The organism is Veillonella sp. 27098_8_77 (genome assembly GCF_041431535.1).
Lineage (GTDB): Bacteria > Bacillota > Negativicutes > Veillonellales > Veillonellaceae > Veillonella.
In genome coordinates, this window is record NZ_JAPVXW010000004.1 from 59,700 (window position 1) to 76,814 (window position 17,115).

General features: G+C 35.7%; 17 protein-coding genes and 1 tRNA gene. 16 read left to right on the forward strand and 2 right to left on the reverse strand.

All coding sequences use genetic code 11. From position 1 onward, the window contains the following. Positions 1 to 119: 119 nt before the first annotated feature. From O3617_RS03685 to O3617_RS03730, 10 genes are all read left to right on the forward strand, one after another. Complete coding sequence (locus O3617_RS03685; protein ID WP_371448750.1) at positions 120 to 1,271, forward strand: MFS transporter; 1,152 nt, start codon at positions 120 to 122, stop codon at positions 1,269 to 1,271. 305 nt (positions 1,272 to 1,576) lie between these two features. After that, the gene (locus O3617_RS03690; protein WP_118353874.1) at positions 1,577 to 1,927 is read left to right on the forward strand and encodes a type II toxin-antitoxin system RelE/ParE family toxin; all 351 of its coding nucleotides are present in this window, start codon (positions 1,577 to 1,579) and stop codon (positions 1,925 to 1,927) included. Between the two features lies 1 nt (position 1,928). Then, on the forward strand, positions 1,929 to 2,201 hold the full coding sequence (locus tag O3617_RS03695) for a helix-turn-helix domain-containing protein (protein WP_301836562.1): 273 nt from the start codon (positions 1,929 to 1,931) through the stop codon (positions 2,199 to 2,201). 85 nt (positions 2,202 to 2,286) lie between these two features. Next, entirely contained in the window at positions 2,287 to 3,570 is a 1,284-nt protein-coding gene (locus O3617_RS03700; protein WP_371448752.1) for an adenylosuccinate synthase, read from the forward strand. Between the two features lie 227 nt (positions 3,571 to 3,797). Then, complete coding sequence (locus O3617_RS03705) at positions 3,798 to 4,142, forward strand: helix-turn-helix transcriptional regulator (RefSeq protein WP_156931794.1); 345 nt, start codon at positions 3,798 to 3,800, stop codon at positions 4,140 to 4,142. 2 nt (positions 4,143 to 4,144) lie between these two features. Beyond that, complete coding sequence (gene dinB, locus O3617_RS03710) at positions 4,145 to 5,422, forward strand: DNA polymerase IV (RefSeq protein WP_371448753.1); 1,278 nt, start codon at positions 4,145 to 4,147, stop codon at positions 5,420 to 5,422. A 91-nt stretch (positions 5,423 to 5,513) separates the two neighbouring features. Beyond that, positions 5,514 to 5,798, forward strand: coding sequence for a hypothetical protein (locus O3617_RS03715; RefSeq protein ID WP_371448755.1), 285 nt, complete (start codon positions 5,514 to 5,516; stop codon positions 5,796 to 5,798). A 125-nt stretch (positions 5,799 to 5,923) separates the two neighbouring features. After that, positions 5,924 to 7,198: a polysaccharide lyase family 1 protein gene (locus O3617_RS03720; protein WP_371448757.1), complete on the forward strand. Its 1,275-nt coding sequence runs from the start codon at positions 5,924 to 5,926 to the stop codon at positions 7,196 to 7,198. Between the two features lie 59 nt (positions 7,199 to 7,257). Then, a complete protein-coding gene (locus O3617_RS03725) occupies positions 7,258 to 7,503 on the forward strand; it encodes a type II toxin-antitoxin system Phd/YefM family antitoxin (RefSeq protein ID WP_371448758.1) in 246 nt (81 codons plus the stop codon). Further along, a complete protein-coding gene (locus tag O3617_RS03730; RefSeq protein ID WP_371448760.1) occupies positions 7,500 to 7,904 on the forward strand; it encodes a type II toxin-antitoxin system VapC family toxin in 405 nt (134 codons plus the stop codon). Before O3617_RS03725 ends, O3617_RS03730 begins: the two co-directional genes overlap by 4 nt. A gap of 71 nt (positions 7,905 to 7,975) precedes the next feature. On the opposite strand, the gene O3617_RS03735 is transcribed toward O3617_RS03730, so the two are convergent. Then, complete coding sequence (locus O3617_RS03735; RefSeq protein WP_371448762.1) at positions 7,976 to 8,860, reverse strand: hypothetical protein; 885 nt, start codon at positions 8,858 to 8,860, stop codon at positions 7,976 to 7,978. 104 nt (positions 8,861 to 8,964) lie between these two features. Here O3617_RS03735 and O3617_RS03740 point away from each other — a divergent pair. The 5 genes from O3617_RS03740 to O3617_RS03760 all read left to right on the forward strand — a co-directional run bounded on the left by O3617_RS03740 (position 8,965) and on the right by O3617_RS03760 (position 15,560). Then, positions 8,965 to 9,041, forward strand: a tRNA-Arg gene (locus tag O3617_RS03740). Positions 9,042 to 9,205: 164 nt separating this feature from the next. Next, positions 9,206 to 11,971 carry a DNA methyltransferase gene (locus O3617_RS03745; protein WP_371448764.1) on the forward strand — a complete coding sequence of 922 codons (2,766 nt, stop codon included), beginning with the start codon at positions 9,206 to 9,208 and terminating at the stop codon, positions 11,969 to 11,971. Next, a complete protein-coding gene (locus O3617_RS03750) occupies positions 11,964 to 13,892 on the forward strand; it encodes a DEAD/DEAH box helicase (protein ID WP_371448766.1) in 1,929 nt (642 codons plus the stop codon). Before O3617_RS03745 ends, O3617_RS03750 begins: the two co-directional genes overlap by 8 nt. Continuing rightward, the gene (locus O3617_RS03755; RefSeq protein ID WP_371448768.1) at positions 13,885 to 15,000 is read left to right on the forward strand and encodes a GIY-YIG nuclease family protein; all 1,116 of its coding nucleotides are present in this window, start codon (positions 13,885 to 13,887) and stop codon (positions 14,998 to 15,000) included. The genes O3617_RS03750 and O3617_RS03755 overlap by 8 nt, the downstream gene beginning before the upstream one ends. A 29-nt stretch (positions 15,001 to 15,029) precedes the next feature. Continuing rightward, positions 15,030 to 15,560 carry a hypothetical protein gene (locus tag O3617_RS03760; protein WP_371448769.1) on the forward strand — a complete coding sequence of 177 codons (531 nt, stop codon included), beginning with the start codon at positions 15,030 to 15,032 and terminating at the stop codon, positions 15,558 to 15,560. Positions 15,561 to 15,739: 179 nt separating this feature from the next. Here O3617_RS03760 and O3617_RS03765 read toward each other — a convergent pair whose 3' ends face one another. Continuing rightward, positions 15,740 to 16,495 carry a hypothetical protein gene (locus O3617_RS03765; RefSeq protein ID WP_371448771.1) on the reverse strand — a complete coding sequence of 252 codons (756 nt, stop codon included), beginning with the start codon at positions 16,493 to 16,495 and terminating at the stop codon, positions 15,740 to 15,742. 154 nt (positions 16,496 to 16,649) lie between these two features. On the opposite strand from O3617_RS03765, the gene O3617_RS03770 reads away from it, so the two are divergent. After that, the gene (locus O3617_RS03770) at positions 16,650 to 17,051 is read left to right on the forward strand and encodes a hypothetical protein (protein WP_371448773.1); all 402 of its coding nucleotides are present in this window, start codon (positions 16,650 to 16,652) and stop codon (positions 17,049 to 17,051) included. The last annotated feature ends 64 nt before the right edge of the window (positions 17,052 to 17,115 follow it).

The following is a 17,115-nucleotide window of genomic DNA, read 5'->3' on the forward strand; positions in this document are numbered from 1 at the left end:
TAAGGGAGGTGGTGGTACCGGTAAAAACATGACTTTGGCCCTGCGAAGCCCGAAAGGGCGAAGCAGACCTGGCCGGTGGAGTGTTTTTACCGGTACCACCACCCAAATCTGGAGGATACATGAAAAGCACCATAAGAAAATACGCACCGCCTATCTTTCATTGCATTAACGATTTCGGACAAGGTTCTCTTGCCGCGTTGATACCGTTTTTTATTGCTAATTTTAATCTTAATTATTATCAGTCGGCGGCGATTATTTTCTGTAATACCATTGTGGCGTCTATTGCGCAGCCTGTGCTTGGATATGTGGCTGACCGGTGGCGTGTGCCGTGGTTTATTCCGGTTGGCTTTGCGGTGACGCTCGTATCGATTAGTGCCATTGCACTGGCTACAAGCTATGAAATGATTTTGGCCTTAGCGCTTATGTCTGGGGTTGGGGCTGCACTATTTCATCCTGAGGCGGCTCTACTTGTGAATCGCACACAATCTCATGAGATTGGCAATGCTATGGGGCGCTTTGCAGTTGGTGGCAGCGCCGGATTTGCATTAGGGCCGCTTATTGCTGGTGGCGTTTATGTCTTTGGCGGCCAATTCCTCTGGGTGTTTACGGCTATTGCCGCGCTCGGCGTGTTGCTGTATCTATATGCTTTCACAGGTCACACGACTGAGGCCGGTGATGTGCGTGAATGTGAAAGCCAAATTAAAGCCACAAATAAGGGCATAAATGATTGGGTAAGTTTCACGAAGCTATTTTTTGTCATCGCATCTCGATCTATTTTGTTTTCCGTATTATCTATTTTTATTCCGATTTTGTACATTACGGTTATCAATGGCGAAGCTGGTGCATCTAGCTTGGCACTTACTATGTACTTTGCGATGGGCGCAGTTCTCACCTATATGGGTGGTGCCCTATCTGATAAACTAGGTTTTCTAAAAACAGTGCGCTTAGGTAATCTCATATTCTTACCATCTGTTCTTGTATTTATCTTTGTACCTAATATTTTGGGGTTTTTTGGCGCCATGATACCAATGGCCTTTGGTGTGTTCTCGCAATATGGACCTATTACCGTGTTAGGACAAAAATACCTTGCTAAAAATGCAGGATTTGCATCAGGCATTACATTGGGACTTGGTATTACACTAGGTGGTCTCGTAGCGCCATATATTGGACATTTAGCGGATATTTACGATGTACAAACAGCGTTAATGACCTTGATACCTGTTGGTGCCGTAGGATTACTCATGAGCTTCTGGCTTAAGGAACCAAAATAAAATAATTGTTATATAGTACAGGCTTGTGCTAATTCTTGGGGACGCATAATATACGTCTTTAAAATTAGAACAGGCCTGTTCTAATTTGTAGGGGACATGCTAGGCTTATTTTAATTTATTAATTTAATAGGATGAAATGTCAATAGATAGGGGGTGACCATTGGTCACCCCCTATCTATTGACTTATGGTTTGTAGTGGATTATGTTGAAAATATAATGTTGTTTAGCTGATTATGTCTTTACCTAATATATGTTTTAACATATAATTAAGATAAAGATTTCTTCTAGTAAATAGGAGGAATTAAATGGAATCATTTTCTGTAATTTTTTATGAAACACCTAATGGAGAACAACCAGCCAAGCTGTTTTTGAACGAACTTTCAGAAAAACAACGAGCTAAAACGATTAGGGATTTAAAGTTGCTTGAAACCTGTGGTAACAAATTAAGGGAACCAACTTCAAAATTTTTAGAGTCTGGAATTTATGAACTTAGGACAAAGCAGGGCTCTAATATTTCTAGAATTTTATATTTTTTCTTTGTTGGTAAACGTATAGTTTTGACCAATGGCTTTGTGAAAAAGTCTATGAAGACCCCTAGAAACGCGATTGAATTGGCGTTGAAGTATAAACAAGATTATATTGAAAGGTACACATAATATGGAAACATTAGATCAATATTTAGCTGAGCAATTAAAAAATCCTAAATTTAAAAAAGAATGGGATGAGTTAGAAGATGAGTATCAGATTATTGAAAATATAGTTAAAGCACGTATTGAAGCTCATATGACGCAGACTCAATTATCTGAAATTACAGGCATTACGCAATCAGATATAAGTAAAATAGAAAATGGTAATGGAAATCCCTCGTTGAAAACATTAAGAAAGATTGCTCATGCCTTTGGCAAGAAGTTAAAGATTGAATTCGTGTAATCTTTATTTAGTCATTCCGTGCTTTGCTATTATGTTGTATAATAACTATGGATTAATTTGACTTTCACAATTGGAGGACATAGATATGGCAACAAGTATGGTAATCGGCACTCAATGGGGTGACGAGGGTAAAGGTAAAATCGTTGACTGGATTGCGGAACGTGCAGACGTTGTAGTGCGCAGCCAAGGCGGTAATAATGCAGGTCACACTGTTGTGGTAGATGACAAAGCATTCGCGCTTCGTTTATTGCCAAGTGGTATTTTGTACGATGATAAACAAAATATAGTTGGCACAGGCGTTGTTATTGACCCTAAGGTGTTGTTACAAGAAATCGAAGGTCTTGAAAAACAAGGTAAATCTGCTAAATCCCTTCATATTTCTGACCGTGCTCATGTCATCATGCCTTACCATATTGCTCTTGATATGGCCGAAGAAGCATCCAAAGGTGATGCTAAAATCGGTACTACTAAAAACGGTATCGGCCCTTGCTACGCTGATAAGGTAAACCGTATCGGCATCCGTATTTGCGACTTGTACGACATGGAAACTTTCAAACAAAAATTGGCGTACAATGTTGAGTTTAAAAATAAAATGCTTACAAAGGTATACGATGCGGAACCTGTTAACTACGATGAAATCTTAGCGGATTACATCAAATATGCAGAGGCTTTGAAACCTTACGTAACTGACACAAATAATGCTGTGTTGAAAGCGATTAAAGAGGACAAAAAGGTATTGTTCGAAGGTGCGCAAGCAACTATGCTCGACCTTGACCATGGTACATATCCATTCGTAACATCTTCCCATCCAATCGCTGGTGGTGCTTCCACAGGCGCTGGTGTAGGACCTAACTATTTGAAAAATATTTTCGGCGTTGTGAAAGCTTACGCTACACGCGTTGGTGCAGGTCCATTCCCTACAGAACAACTTAATGAAATTGGTGAAGAACTTCGTACGCTTGGTCATGAGTTCGGTACTGTAACAGGTCGTCCTCGCCGTACTGGTTGGTTAGACCTTATGGTTGTAAAATACGCAGCAGGTCTTAGCAGCCTTGATTATTTGGCTATTACACGTTTGGACATTCTTGATTCTTTCAAAGAATTGAAAATCTGTGTAGGTTACAAATTGAACGGTAAAAACGTTGAAGGTTTCCCTGCTAGCTTGAAAGATCTTGAAGCATGTGAACCTGTATACGAAACATTGCCAGGTTGGGAAACAGACATTTCCGGCATCCGTTCCTATGATGAATTGCCTGAAAATGCTCGCAAATACGTAGAACGCATTGCAGAGGTAACAGGCGTGCCTTTGGGTATCGTATCTGTTGGTCCTAATCGTAACCAAACAATCGACCTTGTTAACGTATTTTAATTAGCATTTCGGTACATCGGGTAACATATCGCTAAAATAATAAGCGGAGATTCTCAATATAGAGTCTCCGCTTTTATGCGTATTTTTGGCCTCATAAATGAATTTGATTAGTCAATTAAAATATTTTAATGAGAATAAAAAGAAAAAAATAGATTTAGATATAAAAATAGTATATAATAGTATAAAAGTAGATTGATAATTTTTGATGTATATTGAGGAGTTTTCTTATGGTTGAAGTTTCTTATGAACGTTTAGCAACGATTTTTAAAGCGCTCAGTGATGAAACAAGATTACATATTATAGATATGTTGTCCTGTAATGAGTTGTGTGCAGCAGATATTTTGGCAAGCTTTAATTTGTCTCAATCCACATTAAGCTACCATATGAAAATCTTAATTGATGCTGGCGTTGTAAATTCTCAACGTAATGGCCTTTGGACTCGTTATTCCATCAATGAAGAAACATTTGGTGACATTTTGGAAATCATTCCGCAATTGTACAAAACAAAAGACGAATGTATTTGTGCACAAATCAAATACTGCCGTCTTGATGAACACGAAAAAGACGCGTAATCATGAGACGCTGGATTATGCATGTTGATATGGATGCTTTCTTTGCATCCGTAGAACAACTGGATCATCCTGAATACAAAGGCCACCCCGTTATCGTGGGTGGTCTTTCTTCGCGTGGCGTTGTAGCCACCGCATCCTATGAGGCTCGAAAGTTTGGCGTCCATTCAGCCATGCCCATTTCGAGGGCTAAAAAGCTTTGTCCTCATGGTATTTACGTGTATCCAAATATGGCTCGTTATAAGGAGATTTCTCATATCATCCACAAGGTGATGGAGGAATTTACACCTATCATTGAGCCCTTATCTCTGGACGAAGCCTTCTTGGATGTTACGGGTATTACCCATAAATTTACAGGCCCCAAGGCTTTGGGCCGTGCCATTAAGGATCGCGTGTTTGAGGAAACGGGGCTCATCATTTCGGCGGGCCTGGCTCCGAATAAATTCCTTGCTAAACTGGCATCCGACTTAGATAAGCCGGATGGTCTTGTGGTTATTCCGTATGGTAAGGAATGTGAAAGCCTCGCCAATTTGCCCATAAAACGCATATGGGGCGTAGGTCCCAGTACGGAACGTCGCCTTAAAGATGGTGGCTTTGCCTTGATTAAGGATGTGCAGGCCTTGCCGGATGAGAAACCATTAGTACCCTATGTGGGTAATCAGGCACGCCGCATTTGGGAATTGGCACGAGGCATTGATGAACGGCCTGTAGAACCGGATCGCCAAATTCAGTCTGTTGGTAATGAGGAGACCTATGAAAGCGATATAGAGGACCCAGCTGTTATCGACTTAGAACTTCATTACTTTGCCAATCGCGTAGCCAAACGATTGCGTAAATATGGTTTGATGGGCTATACCGTATCCATTAAGGTGCGTTACAACGACTTTAAAACCGTATCTCGCCAAAAACGGCTCGACTCCGCTACGGACCAGGAACGTATTATCTATGACACATCTGTATTGTTGTGGAACAAGCTCATGCGCACCGCACCATTGCCTCAATTTGATACCTCTGTTCTCAATATGCCAATTAAGCCCATTCGTCTTTTGGGTGTAACGGTCAGTGGACTTTCAACAGAAGGCATTGTACAAGATGATTTATTCTCCATCGGAACGGATGAGAAAGATGAGAAGCTTTCAACAGTGCTAGATTCGTTAGCCTCTAAATTTGGCGAAGGGGCTATCATGAGTGGCGCTCTTTGGCGTCGCGCGCACGGCGATGGGGGAGAACGACGAAAACGGTCGGAATTAAAGGCCGAAATTGATTTAGAGAATGAAGAATAAAAAATCTTTCATGAATAGAAACATTCATGATACAATGTAGCTATACAGAAATGTGTATACGCAAGAAACTATCTGCAAGAGAGGTATAAATATGAGTATATTTCGTGTGGCCATTCATTATGGCGTAAACAGCAATGGTTTTTTATCTTACGATACTGATACAAAAACCGTAACGGTGGATCTACCGGAACAAGAATGGGTTGACAAGGTGCGTGCATACTTAAACGAAGAACGTGCTATTGAGAATGCAACAGGTCTCGATACATATGAACGGGTACAAGTAAAACCTTTAGACTCTTTGGATAACTTTAAACTAGCTCTTACACGCATGTGGGAAGCCATCGACGTACAAGTCGATTGGAGCCGCCCAGCGTAATGACAATGATACCCCTTTATGGCTGTGGTGATGCTATAAAGGGGTTCTCTTATTGTGGTTATAGTTGTTGTGAGATAATAAATCTATACTATGTTATGGCATAACAAAATTAAGGAACTAAATATATGAAAAAGATATTGATACCTATAGGGTTACTCATTGCATTAATCATTGGCGTTATAATGTCTTTCTCCAAAGGTTCTGCTGAAAGTCCTTCCTTTATGCGTGAAGTGTTACCCAAACAGGACGGATTTGCCTCCGCAGGTAATGGCACTACTGGTGGCTCTAATGCTACAGAGCAGAATGTATTTAAAGTGACGAATAAAAAAGAATTTGTAGCTGCTCTTAAGGATAGGAAAAATACGGCACCTAAGATTGTACTAGTGTATGGCACCATAGATTTTGACACTGATGATACTGGTAAATCGCTGACGATGAAAGATTACATGGCCGATAGTTATGACTTTCAACAATATATAGAAACTCATAAGCCACATAGTACAGCGCCTAAGAGTTTGAAAGATGAGCAGGAAGAAAAGCGCAAGGCGTCGCAAAAGAATCAAAGTCAGTCTATTACGGTTCACGTACCGGCCAATACAAGTATCATTGGCATGGATAATGCGAAATTAAAGGGCGTAGATTTAGTCCTTGATGAAGATAATATTATCATACGAAATATACAATTTGAATCACCATATGATTATTTTCCTGCTTGGGACCCTAAGGATGGACCAGAAGGGAACTGGAATTCTCAGTATGACAGTCTTTCCATAAAAGGTGGTACTCACATTTGGATTGATCATTGCTCGTTCCAAGATGCGCCTGAAACGGTAGAAACATACTTTGGCCGTAAATACGAGCATAGGGATGGATTACTGGATATTACCAACCAAGCGGACTATATAACCGTATCTTACTCTAAGTTCGAGAATCATAATAAAACCATGTTAATTGGCAATAGTGATTCAAACGTAGCAGATGAAGGCAAATTACATGTGACGTTACATCATAATTATTTCCATAATGTAGTACAACGTACACCAAGAGTACGGTTTGGACAGATTCATATGTATAACAATTACTTTGCATCAGATACTACAAATAGTGAATACAAGTATGCTTACTCACTAGGCGTCGGAAAACAATCGCAAATCTATGCTGAAAATAATGTGGCGGACATAGCAGGTAAAGACTATACATCATTTGTGAAAGTATTTGGAGGAAAACAACTTACCACCGTTAATAACATGTTTAACGGAAAAGTTATTGAAACATTTAACGATACGTTAACACCTGTAGATTGGAAACCTGAACTGTTTACTACAATAGATCCTGTGAATGAAGTAAAAGAAAAGGTTTTGCATAATGCAGGGCCTATTATGAGATTAACGGATTATTGAGGATATAGTATAATAATCTTACAAATGTACTAAGTTTACCAAAGATTGGAGGTGGAAAGATGTGCCAAGTTAGTTTAAATGAAGCTCAACATGAGTTAAATAGCCTTATACAGAAACTTAAAACTGGAGAAGAAAGTGTTGTGTATATAGTCCGTGATGATAATACCGTTGCAAAATTAACTTTGTCAGAAGGTAATAGTACACCCGTAAAGAGATTGGGAATAGGAAAAGGGAGGATAATAGATCCTCCAAATTTTGATCAATTGGATAAAGACGTACAAGATATGTTTGGAGATGTAATATGAATTTATTACTAGATACTCATATGTTAATTTGGACTTTTCTCGATAGTGAAAAGTTGCCGACATTTGCAAGAAACCTTATTGCTGATTATCAAAATACAATCTATTTTAGTATGGCCAGTATGTGGGAAGTGGAAATAAAACATATAAAAAATCCAGTACAAATGCCTTATGGCGCAGAACTATTACATGAATTATGTGTAGAGGCGGATTTTAAATGTCTTGATATTGATTTTTCACATATTATGGCTCTTCATACATTAAGCTTATTATTAGGTGCGAAACCACATCATGATCCCTTTGATAGACTATTAATTAGTCAAGCTAAAGCATCAGAAATGATTCTTATAACGCATGATAAATTATTATCAGGGTATGATGAACCTTGCGTTTATACAGTTTAACTAGAAATGCCGTATCATATTTTAAAATAGAAATGTGATACGGCATTTTTTATAGCTGTTTGGGCTAATTGTTACTCATCAAATTTTTTATTTGTTAGGTCTTGATACATAAGCTTACCGATTTCATACTGTGGATCGCCGGCTTGTAGTTGGTGTGATGGTAGTTTAAATACAGCTTCAGCTCTTTCCTCTTTCTTAATATCGATGCCTTTTACATCTTCAGAACGACTTATGGAAATGGTATGTGTTGTTGGATTTATGAAGTATGCATTTACATCGATGCTGAAAGCTTTGTTTTCGTCCTTTCTCATAATTGTACGTAAAATCATAGCCGAAATAGCAGTAGTGCCATCTTTTTCACCTAATAGTTGTTTAGATGTGTAGTCCACATAATCTGCATAGACATAAATGTCGCCAGGTTTAGCCTTGTCATAATCTTGTGTATAAGCCTCTACTAAACGTAAATCGAGTTGTCTGCCGAATGGTCTAGAGAACATTTCGCTTTGTAATACGCGTGTTTCACTTACAGGTGGATAGGACGGTATTGGTGTTAAACCTTTTAGCATATCTGTGCGTGTTTCGTCTTTTCTTTTAGCCTGACGTTCTGCAGTGACCTTGTCTAAGCGTTTATGTTCTTTTAACATGGCCTTTTCTTGTTCTTCTTTAGTTTTGTAAGTTTTTACGGATACAACACGGTTACCAGACATAGTGACTGTCGAATAAATTGGCTTACCGTTAGTAGGTTTTCCCTTAGAAGCATCAAGCGTAGATTGTACCATAGCAGGTGTTGCGCTTTCAATAGATTTTTTTAACTCTGGAATATTAGAATAATCCATCTCAACCACTGCAGCATCTGTACTTTTAGTTGGCTGTACCGGTGCAGCTCCATACGCAGATGATATAGCCAATATAGCTAATAGTGAACTGGTGATAATCGATCGTTTACATAGTTTCATTACATATACCTCTTTTTATAAGAACTCTCTAATACTATCAACAGCTGTATTATAGCATAGTTCTTGCATAGATAGATTTAAAAACGATATAATAAATTATACATGCGTCTATAGCTCAACCGGACAGAGCGCCAGTTTCCTAAACTGTAGGTTGGGGGTTCGATTCCCTCTAGGCGCACCAAAATTGGGGATATTTATGTTTTATAATTGCTAAAAACTTAATAGACCACAGAAAAGCCAACTTTCTGATTTGGCTATATATAAAGAAGGAAGTTACTTTGTTCAGTAACTTCTTTTTTTATAGTTAGTATCTTAGGGTGTGTAGTGTTTTATAGGGGTTTTATTATGGCAGATATTATTACTATAGAGAATAATATTAAGAAATATCTAAAAGATGGAATAAATAAGGAAAATTTCTTTTATGACCTTATATCGAATTACGACTTTCCAACTGCTTCAATTACACGAGCAAGAAATGCAGGTAAAACAGCAATAAAAAATAAGGTAATGTACGAAGTAGTTTCTGAAATATCATCGCCTATGGCTCGTGTTACTGATATGGTAAAAGAAGTATCAGAAGAAAGAAATAAGCCGCGTATTGTAATCGCTACAAACTTTAACGAATTAGCAGCCATTGACACGAAGACAGGTGATTCATTGATTACGTTAATAGCTGAATTGCCATTACATGCAGATTTTTTCTTACCTTGGAATGGTATTGAAAAAGTAGATTATAGTCGTGAAAATCCTGCAGATATTAAGGCTGCATCAAGATTTAAAGAGTTATATCATGAGTTAAGAGAAATTAATAGTTTTAAAGATCAAACAACGCAGGAGCATGCGTTTAATCTATTTTTGATTCGTTTGTTATTTCTTTTGTTTGCGGAAGATACCGATATTATGCCAAAAGGTATCTTTACTAATGCTATTAAAACACGTACTAATGTAGAGGGCTCTAATTTAAATCAGGTTATTTCAGAAGTTTATGCATCATTAGATCATGAAAATCGCGATGCTGAACCTGAATGGTTAAGAGAGTTTCCTTATGTAAATGGTAAGCTTTTTTCCGAGCTTCACGTTGATTTGGTATTTGACAAAACGACTCGTGAACTTATTATTGAGGCTGGTGAGCTACTTAATTGGAATGAAATAAATCCAGATATATTAGGAGCTATGATTCAGACCGTAGCTAATGGAGAAAAACGTTCAGTTACAGGGATGCATTATACAAGTGTAGAAAATATTCGCCGTGTTTTATGTCCACTGTTTATCGATGATTTAAATAAAGTAAAACAAGATATATTTAATCGTATCGATGAAAATGAAGTTAAAAATATTACTGATAAGTCTAAGGGGGCTTATCGGAGAAGATTTATTAAAGAATTAGAAGCTTTATTAGACCGATTATCGAAAATAAAAGTTTTTGATCCAGCGTGTGGGTCAGGGAACTTTCTGATTATTGCATATAAAGAATTACGGCATATAGAAATAGAAATTCTTTCCAAGTTAGATGAATTATCTTCTACTGAATTAGATCAAGGGAGTTGGTTTAATGAAAGTAAGATTTCATTAAATAATTTTTATGGTATTGAAATTGATGATTTTGCACATGAGGTGGCAAGATTGTCTTTATGGATTGCAGAACATCAGATGAATGTTGAGATGGAGCGGCAAGTATTTAATTTCAAATCATCACTTCTACCATTACGTGATGCCGGTCAAATACATGTTGGTAACTCTCTACATTTTGATTGGGAAAATATTATAGAGCTTGATTCTGATTCGGAAGTATATGTTGTGGGAAATCCACCATATATAGGTAGTAAACTACAGTCTAAAGCGCAAAAAAAAGATTTACAAGAATGTATTGGTAATTCATATCGCTGGAAAAAAATGGACTATATTGCAGGATGGTTTTTTAAGGTAGAACCATTACTTACTAGCGATAATGTGAAATGTGCTTTTGTAACAACTAACTCAATTTTCCAAGGTGAGCAGGTCGCTTTTATCTGGGGTGTTTTATTGGATAGTCTTGACATAATTTTTACATATAAGGATATTAAGTGGTCTAATAGTGCGAGTAATAATGCTGGAGTTACAGTATCAATTGTAGGTTTAGCCGGTAAAGAAAAAGATATTGTTGATAGATATATTTTTGACAATCAAGGACATAAGGAGAAAGTAAGATATATTAATGCATATTTAACAGATGGTAGTAATATTATTGTTGAAAGTATCAATCAACCTATAAATGGTTTTCCAAAGATGGTAATGGGGAGCATGCCTCGTGATAATGGTCAATTAATTATTGATTCTTATGAAGATTATCAAAAGATTATTTCAGAGTATCCAAATTTAAAAAAATATATTAAGAAGTATATAGGTAGTTATGAACTTATTAATGGTAAAAATAGATATGTTCTATGGTTAAATTCATTTGATTATAGCCAAGTAAAAGATAATCCATGGGTTGATATGAGAGTTAAAGCTGTAATTTCGTTTAGGGAAAATAGTGATGCAGCATCTACAAGAATGGCTGCTTTAACACCTTATGCATTTGTTCAAAAAGGAGAATGGGAGGATGCCTATGAATTATTTTTAGAGTCGAACTGTAAGGATTTTCTGCAAATTGTTGTTCCTGCTACCTCTTCTGAAAATAGGAATTATATACCGATGGGTGTTGCAGGATTAGATACTATTGTCTCTAATTCTGCATATACTATATATAATGCATCGATATATTTATTAGGATTATTAGAATCTCGTATGCATATGATTTGGATGCGTTCTATAGGGGGAAAACTAAAAACTGACTATAGATATTCTGCAGGGCTTGTATATAATACATTTCCTGTGCCTAAGATTTCGGAACAAGCAAAGGCAGAAATTGAAGATTGTATCTTTGAAATGTTGGATTATAGAGAAATGTCAGGGAAAACATTAGCCGAATTATATGATTCTAAGAAAATGCCAGAAGAATTATTAGAAATTCATCAAAGATTAGATTTATTAGTGGATAAGTTGTATCAAACAAAAGCTTTTGTGGATGATCAAGAACGGTTAAGTCTTTTGTTAAACATGTATAAGGATAAGGTGGAGTCTAATGAGTGATAAAGTTTTTGAGATAACATATGGGCAAAGAGGTAGTAGTGTAAATACTGATTCTCTTGGTATGCGTGAGATGCAGGCTCGTGTATATAAGAAACGTAATAGTAAAAAATTATTAGTTAAGGCACCACCTGCCTCTGGTAAATCTAGAGCTTTAATGTTTGTTGCACTAGATAAACTACACAATCAAGGTATAAAAAAGGCGATAATTGCAGTACCTGAGCGATCTATAGGTCGATCTTTTGCTAGTGTTAAACTATCTGATAATGGCTTTCCTTTTGATTGGTATGTTAAACCTGAGAATAATTTAACCACTATTGGGAGTGATCGAAGTAAGGTTGAGCGTTTTGTTAAGTTTATGCATTCTACAGATGCTTCAGATAATGTGATAATCGTAACACATGCAACATTTCGTTTTGCTGTAGAAGACCTTTCAGATGCAGACTTTGATGATACATTGGTGGCTATTGATGAATTCCATCATGTATCTGATGATACTAACTCCGTTCTTGGTGAAGCTTTACGCGGGATTATTAAGAATTCTAGTGCTCATGTATTTGCTATGACCGGTTCTTATTTCCGAGGGGATAGTAAACCAATTCTTTCACCAGAAGATGAATTAGAGTTTGATAGAGTAACATATACATATTATGAACAATTAGAGGGTTATAAATATCTAAAAAGTTTTAGTATGAATTATAAGTTCTATCAAGGAACATATACGGATGCAATTCATGAAGTATTACCAGAATTTATTGATAAAAAGACAATTATCCATATCCCTAGCGTAAACTCTGGTGAGTCTACAAAAGATAAATATGGTGAGGTTGATGCAATCCTTGATGTTTTAGGGACGATTCAAGGGCAAGATAGTACATCTGGAATTATTACTATAAAAACTGAGTCAGGTAAGTTATTGAAAGTTGCTGATTTAGTAAATGAAGAAGGTCGTGATCGTGTTAGCAGTTATTTAGCTAATATGTCAGAATTAGATGATTTAGATATTATAATTGCTTTAGGTATGGCTAAAGAAGGCTTTGATTGGCCTTTCGCAGAATATGCCCTTACAATTGGTTATCGAAATTCTTTGACAGAGGTAGTACAAATTATTGGTCGTGTTACACGTGATAGTAGTAATAAAACTACTGCACAGTTTACAAATCTATTAGCTGCACCCGATGCTAAGGATGATGAAGTTACATGGGCCATTAATAATACAATGAAAGCAATTTCTGCAAGTTTATTAATGGAAAATGTACTGGCACCTAATTATCGCTTTAAACCAAGAACATCGACTGAACAAGTAAGCAAAGAAAAAGATATTTATGTGAAGGGAATCGCGGAACCATCAACTCCTAGAACTAAGGAAATAATTGAACAAGATTTAACGGAGCTTAAGGCTACTATACTTCAAGAAGATAAAATTAGAGAAGCTATTGCGGCAAATGAAGATACACGAAATATTAATTTTGCATTAATACCACGTGTTATTGCGACTGTATATCCAGATTTGAGTAATCAGGAAATAGAAGAAGTGCGTCAGCATGTAATGGCAGATTTTGTTTTAACACATGCAGAACGCGATAAGGAAAATAGAAGCCTTATTAAAATGGCCAATAAATTTATTAATGTCAATGATTTAAATATTGAGCTGATTGATAGTATTAATCCATTTCAAAGTGCTTATGAAATCTTATCTCGTAATGTAGATGCTAAGACATTACGACTATTCTTAAAAGTTTATGATGCTAAGAAATATGATTTTACTGAAGAAGATCTAAAAATTTTATATCCACAAATTAAGCAATTCAAACAGAGTCATAATCGAAGTCCAGAAAAAAATCCAGATGATGAATATGAAACTAAACTGTACTATGCACTTGTTAAATTGGTTGAGTTAAAACGGGAGCGAGATAATGGGTGACTTTAGTATAGATGATATCTTTAATGATCCGGATTTTGAAGGATTAGCTAAGGATGTTGAGAAAAAGAAAGGAACCGTTAATTTAAATCCAGATATTATTAAATTTGAAGAATTAAACAATTGGATTAAAGCTAATGGTGGCGAACCAACTATTTCGAGGACGAATATTACAGAACGAAAATTAGCTAAATGGCTAGAGGCGTTACGTCAAGATCTTAATCGGATGGAAACTTTACAGGAGTATGATTACCTTAATCTTCTTAGGCCTGAACCCAGTGAATTAAGTCTAGATGAGATTCTTGATGATGATTTGCTAGATGAAGATGAGCAGCTTTTGGCTTCTTTAACTGATATGGGACGTTATAAAAATACTGTTCATATGGCTGATGGATTAAGCCAACGTAAACGCATGAATAAAGGCTTTGAAAAATTCCGCGAAATGTTTAGAAAAACGCAGCAAGAGATTGCTGATGGGAGAAGAAGGGTGATAGATTATTCTGGAAATAGAATACGTTCTAATGCATTTTATATTGATAAAGGTATTCTCCTTTATGTTGAACGTATTTATGACCCAAAGACAGGTCAAACATACAATGAGACTGATGAACGAGAATTTAAAGTTCATACTATTTATGAAAATCAACAGGAAAATGATATTAAACTCTTAAGTTTAGTGTCTTCTTTGTATGATAAAACTAGATACGGTAAGATTGTTACCGATTTGGATGATGTAGATGAGAGTTTATTTACAACTACTGGATATGTGTATGTAGTTAAATATGCTGGTGACCATCAAGATTTACGTAATATCAATAATCTATATAAAATTGGATATACCAAAAATCTTAAGAATCGATTTAATAATACAGAAAATGAATCAACATATTTCTATGCACCAATAGAACTTGTTGCAACTTATGAAATTCAAAATTTATCTGCCTCTAGTGTTGAGAATTATCTCCATAAAGTATTTGCAAATCAACGTCTTATTACTACTGTAAAGTTAGGTAATGGGAAGTATGTAGAAGCTAAAGAGTGGTTTGTAGTTCCGCTCGAAGAAATAACGGATACTATTAATAAAATGATTGTCTCTTTACAACAAGAGTAAATTAATCAAAATATAGTGTGGAGGTATATGTGTACGAACTTAATTGGTCACTTCTTATAGCTTTGCTCAGTCTTGTTATTTCGATATTTGGCTTATATAATAGCTGGAAATCTCGGATAAATAATGAAAAGTTTTGGATGAAAGAGCAGTATTATAAATCACTTGGTGAGGCAGTCAAAATAGAACCTAGTCATGAATATATAGCCTCTAAGGCGACAGAAAGTTCGGTTGTGATTTATAATAAATCCGATTTTAAAGTATATGATGTTGTTGTTCTTCAAGGCTTAAATAATATGGACTTATTTAATGGGCAATGTATATCCAAGGTGTGTTATATTAGGGAAATACGAGGGCAATATTGTGAACATTTTACTATGAAACATAAAGGTTTAGGTATGTCTAAATTTTTAGTAATAGGAGTATTCTTTAGAGATTTCCAAGGGAAAGAATGGTTTAGGGATAGTTATGGTATAACGAAGAATGGAGAGGGTTATAAAGATAGGCTATCTAAATTGCATTTGATTTCTCCACCATATCCTCACAAAATAGATAATCAATAATTGGGATTAAAGTACCGACACGTTTTGTCCTATAAGCCTATAACCCTAAAAATAAAGTAGCTGTTATTAGAATGACCTAATAACAGCTACTTTTGTAGGCGAGCTACTCTTTAAAAAAGTTGATTCTAAGGGGCAAGCCCTTGTCTATATCCTTATTATATGTGTGGATTTATTGCAAGTCAATTTGACTTTGTGAATTTAGAGATAATTTCTTGATCAAGGTAATTTAGTGTGGGGGTTGATAACTTTAATTGGTATAAGGGGTGTGCTTTAGTTTTAGGATAAATAATACGAGCCTTACTTATAGTTGTGATATCTTCTACTTTTAAATAGCTAGAAAGTAATAACTTGGGAGCAGTTTTATAGAAGCTATCGAAATTTTTTAGTGATATTAGGATTTCTTTTAGAGTATTTCTTAATTTAGTATCATCTTCTGATAGACATTTCATAGCTTGATTAATGAACGCGGTACAATTAGTAAATACTGTATCATAAGATCCGATAGCTGGTGAAATTGCTGCAAACCCTCTAGCTTGTAATTCAGGATAAATTCTTCTAAAGGGGCTCCAAAATTTGGAACGTTCTTGATCTCTAATGATAGTTTCTAAATTATCTGCAAGTTCGTAATTGATTGCTAATTGGTGAGGATGAGGTTTTGAAGTTATAGGAACTACTGTTATTTTAGGATTGAGCCTTGGACTGTTATGAAGTGCTACACAATAATGTTTATATCTAAATTCACTTAAAACATTATATCCAAAATTGACATAAAGAATTTGTCCGCGCTTAATGTTGGGAAAGCTTTTTTCAGCACCTTTATTTTCTAATGGAATATAATCGAGATATGTATTTAACCAGTCATCAAGTCTTCTGAACTTCTCGTGTGTATTTTGAGATATGAAATTTAATTTTCGAGTTATACTTTGAATAGACATATTTCTCCCTTATTATTATGTTAGAAAATATGTTAAAAAATGTTATATGGTTATAGTAGTTGATTGTTTATTAATTTTCAATATTGTATATGCTAAGGTAAGAGAATTTGTGTAGAAATTATTGAGACTTTTATATTATATGGGAGGTAATAGCATGAAGGTTGTAAGCAAAATTCCGATATTGTTAGTGTTGCTAATTGGATTGTTCTTGCACGGTTCACCTAACTCTCAAGCTACTGATGTCTGGGTAGCACAAAATAGTAATGGTATAGATATTTATGTTATGGATGATACTATAAAATATGGAACTAATAAAACAGGAAGGTGGTTCTCTGTATCAACAAAAAGAGTTCGTAATGGTCAGTTAATTGGCGTTTCAACAACTCAATATTCAAAATATAAGACTGATATGTGGCGATATTATATAAAAACCCAACAAGCGGGCAGATTTGAACCTGTTACACCTAAAAGCCAAGTGTTTGAGTATGTTATGAAGGATCTTCGTTGGTATTATGAAGTTAAACCAGGATATGGGCGTTCCTCATACTATTACTAAATTTTTATCTTATTAGTAGAAACTTAATAAGTATATATAACAGAGATACGTAGAGATGCGTATC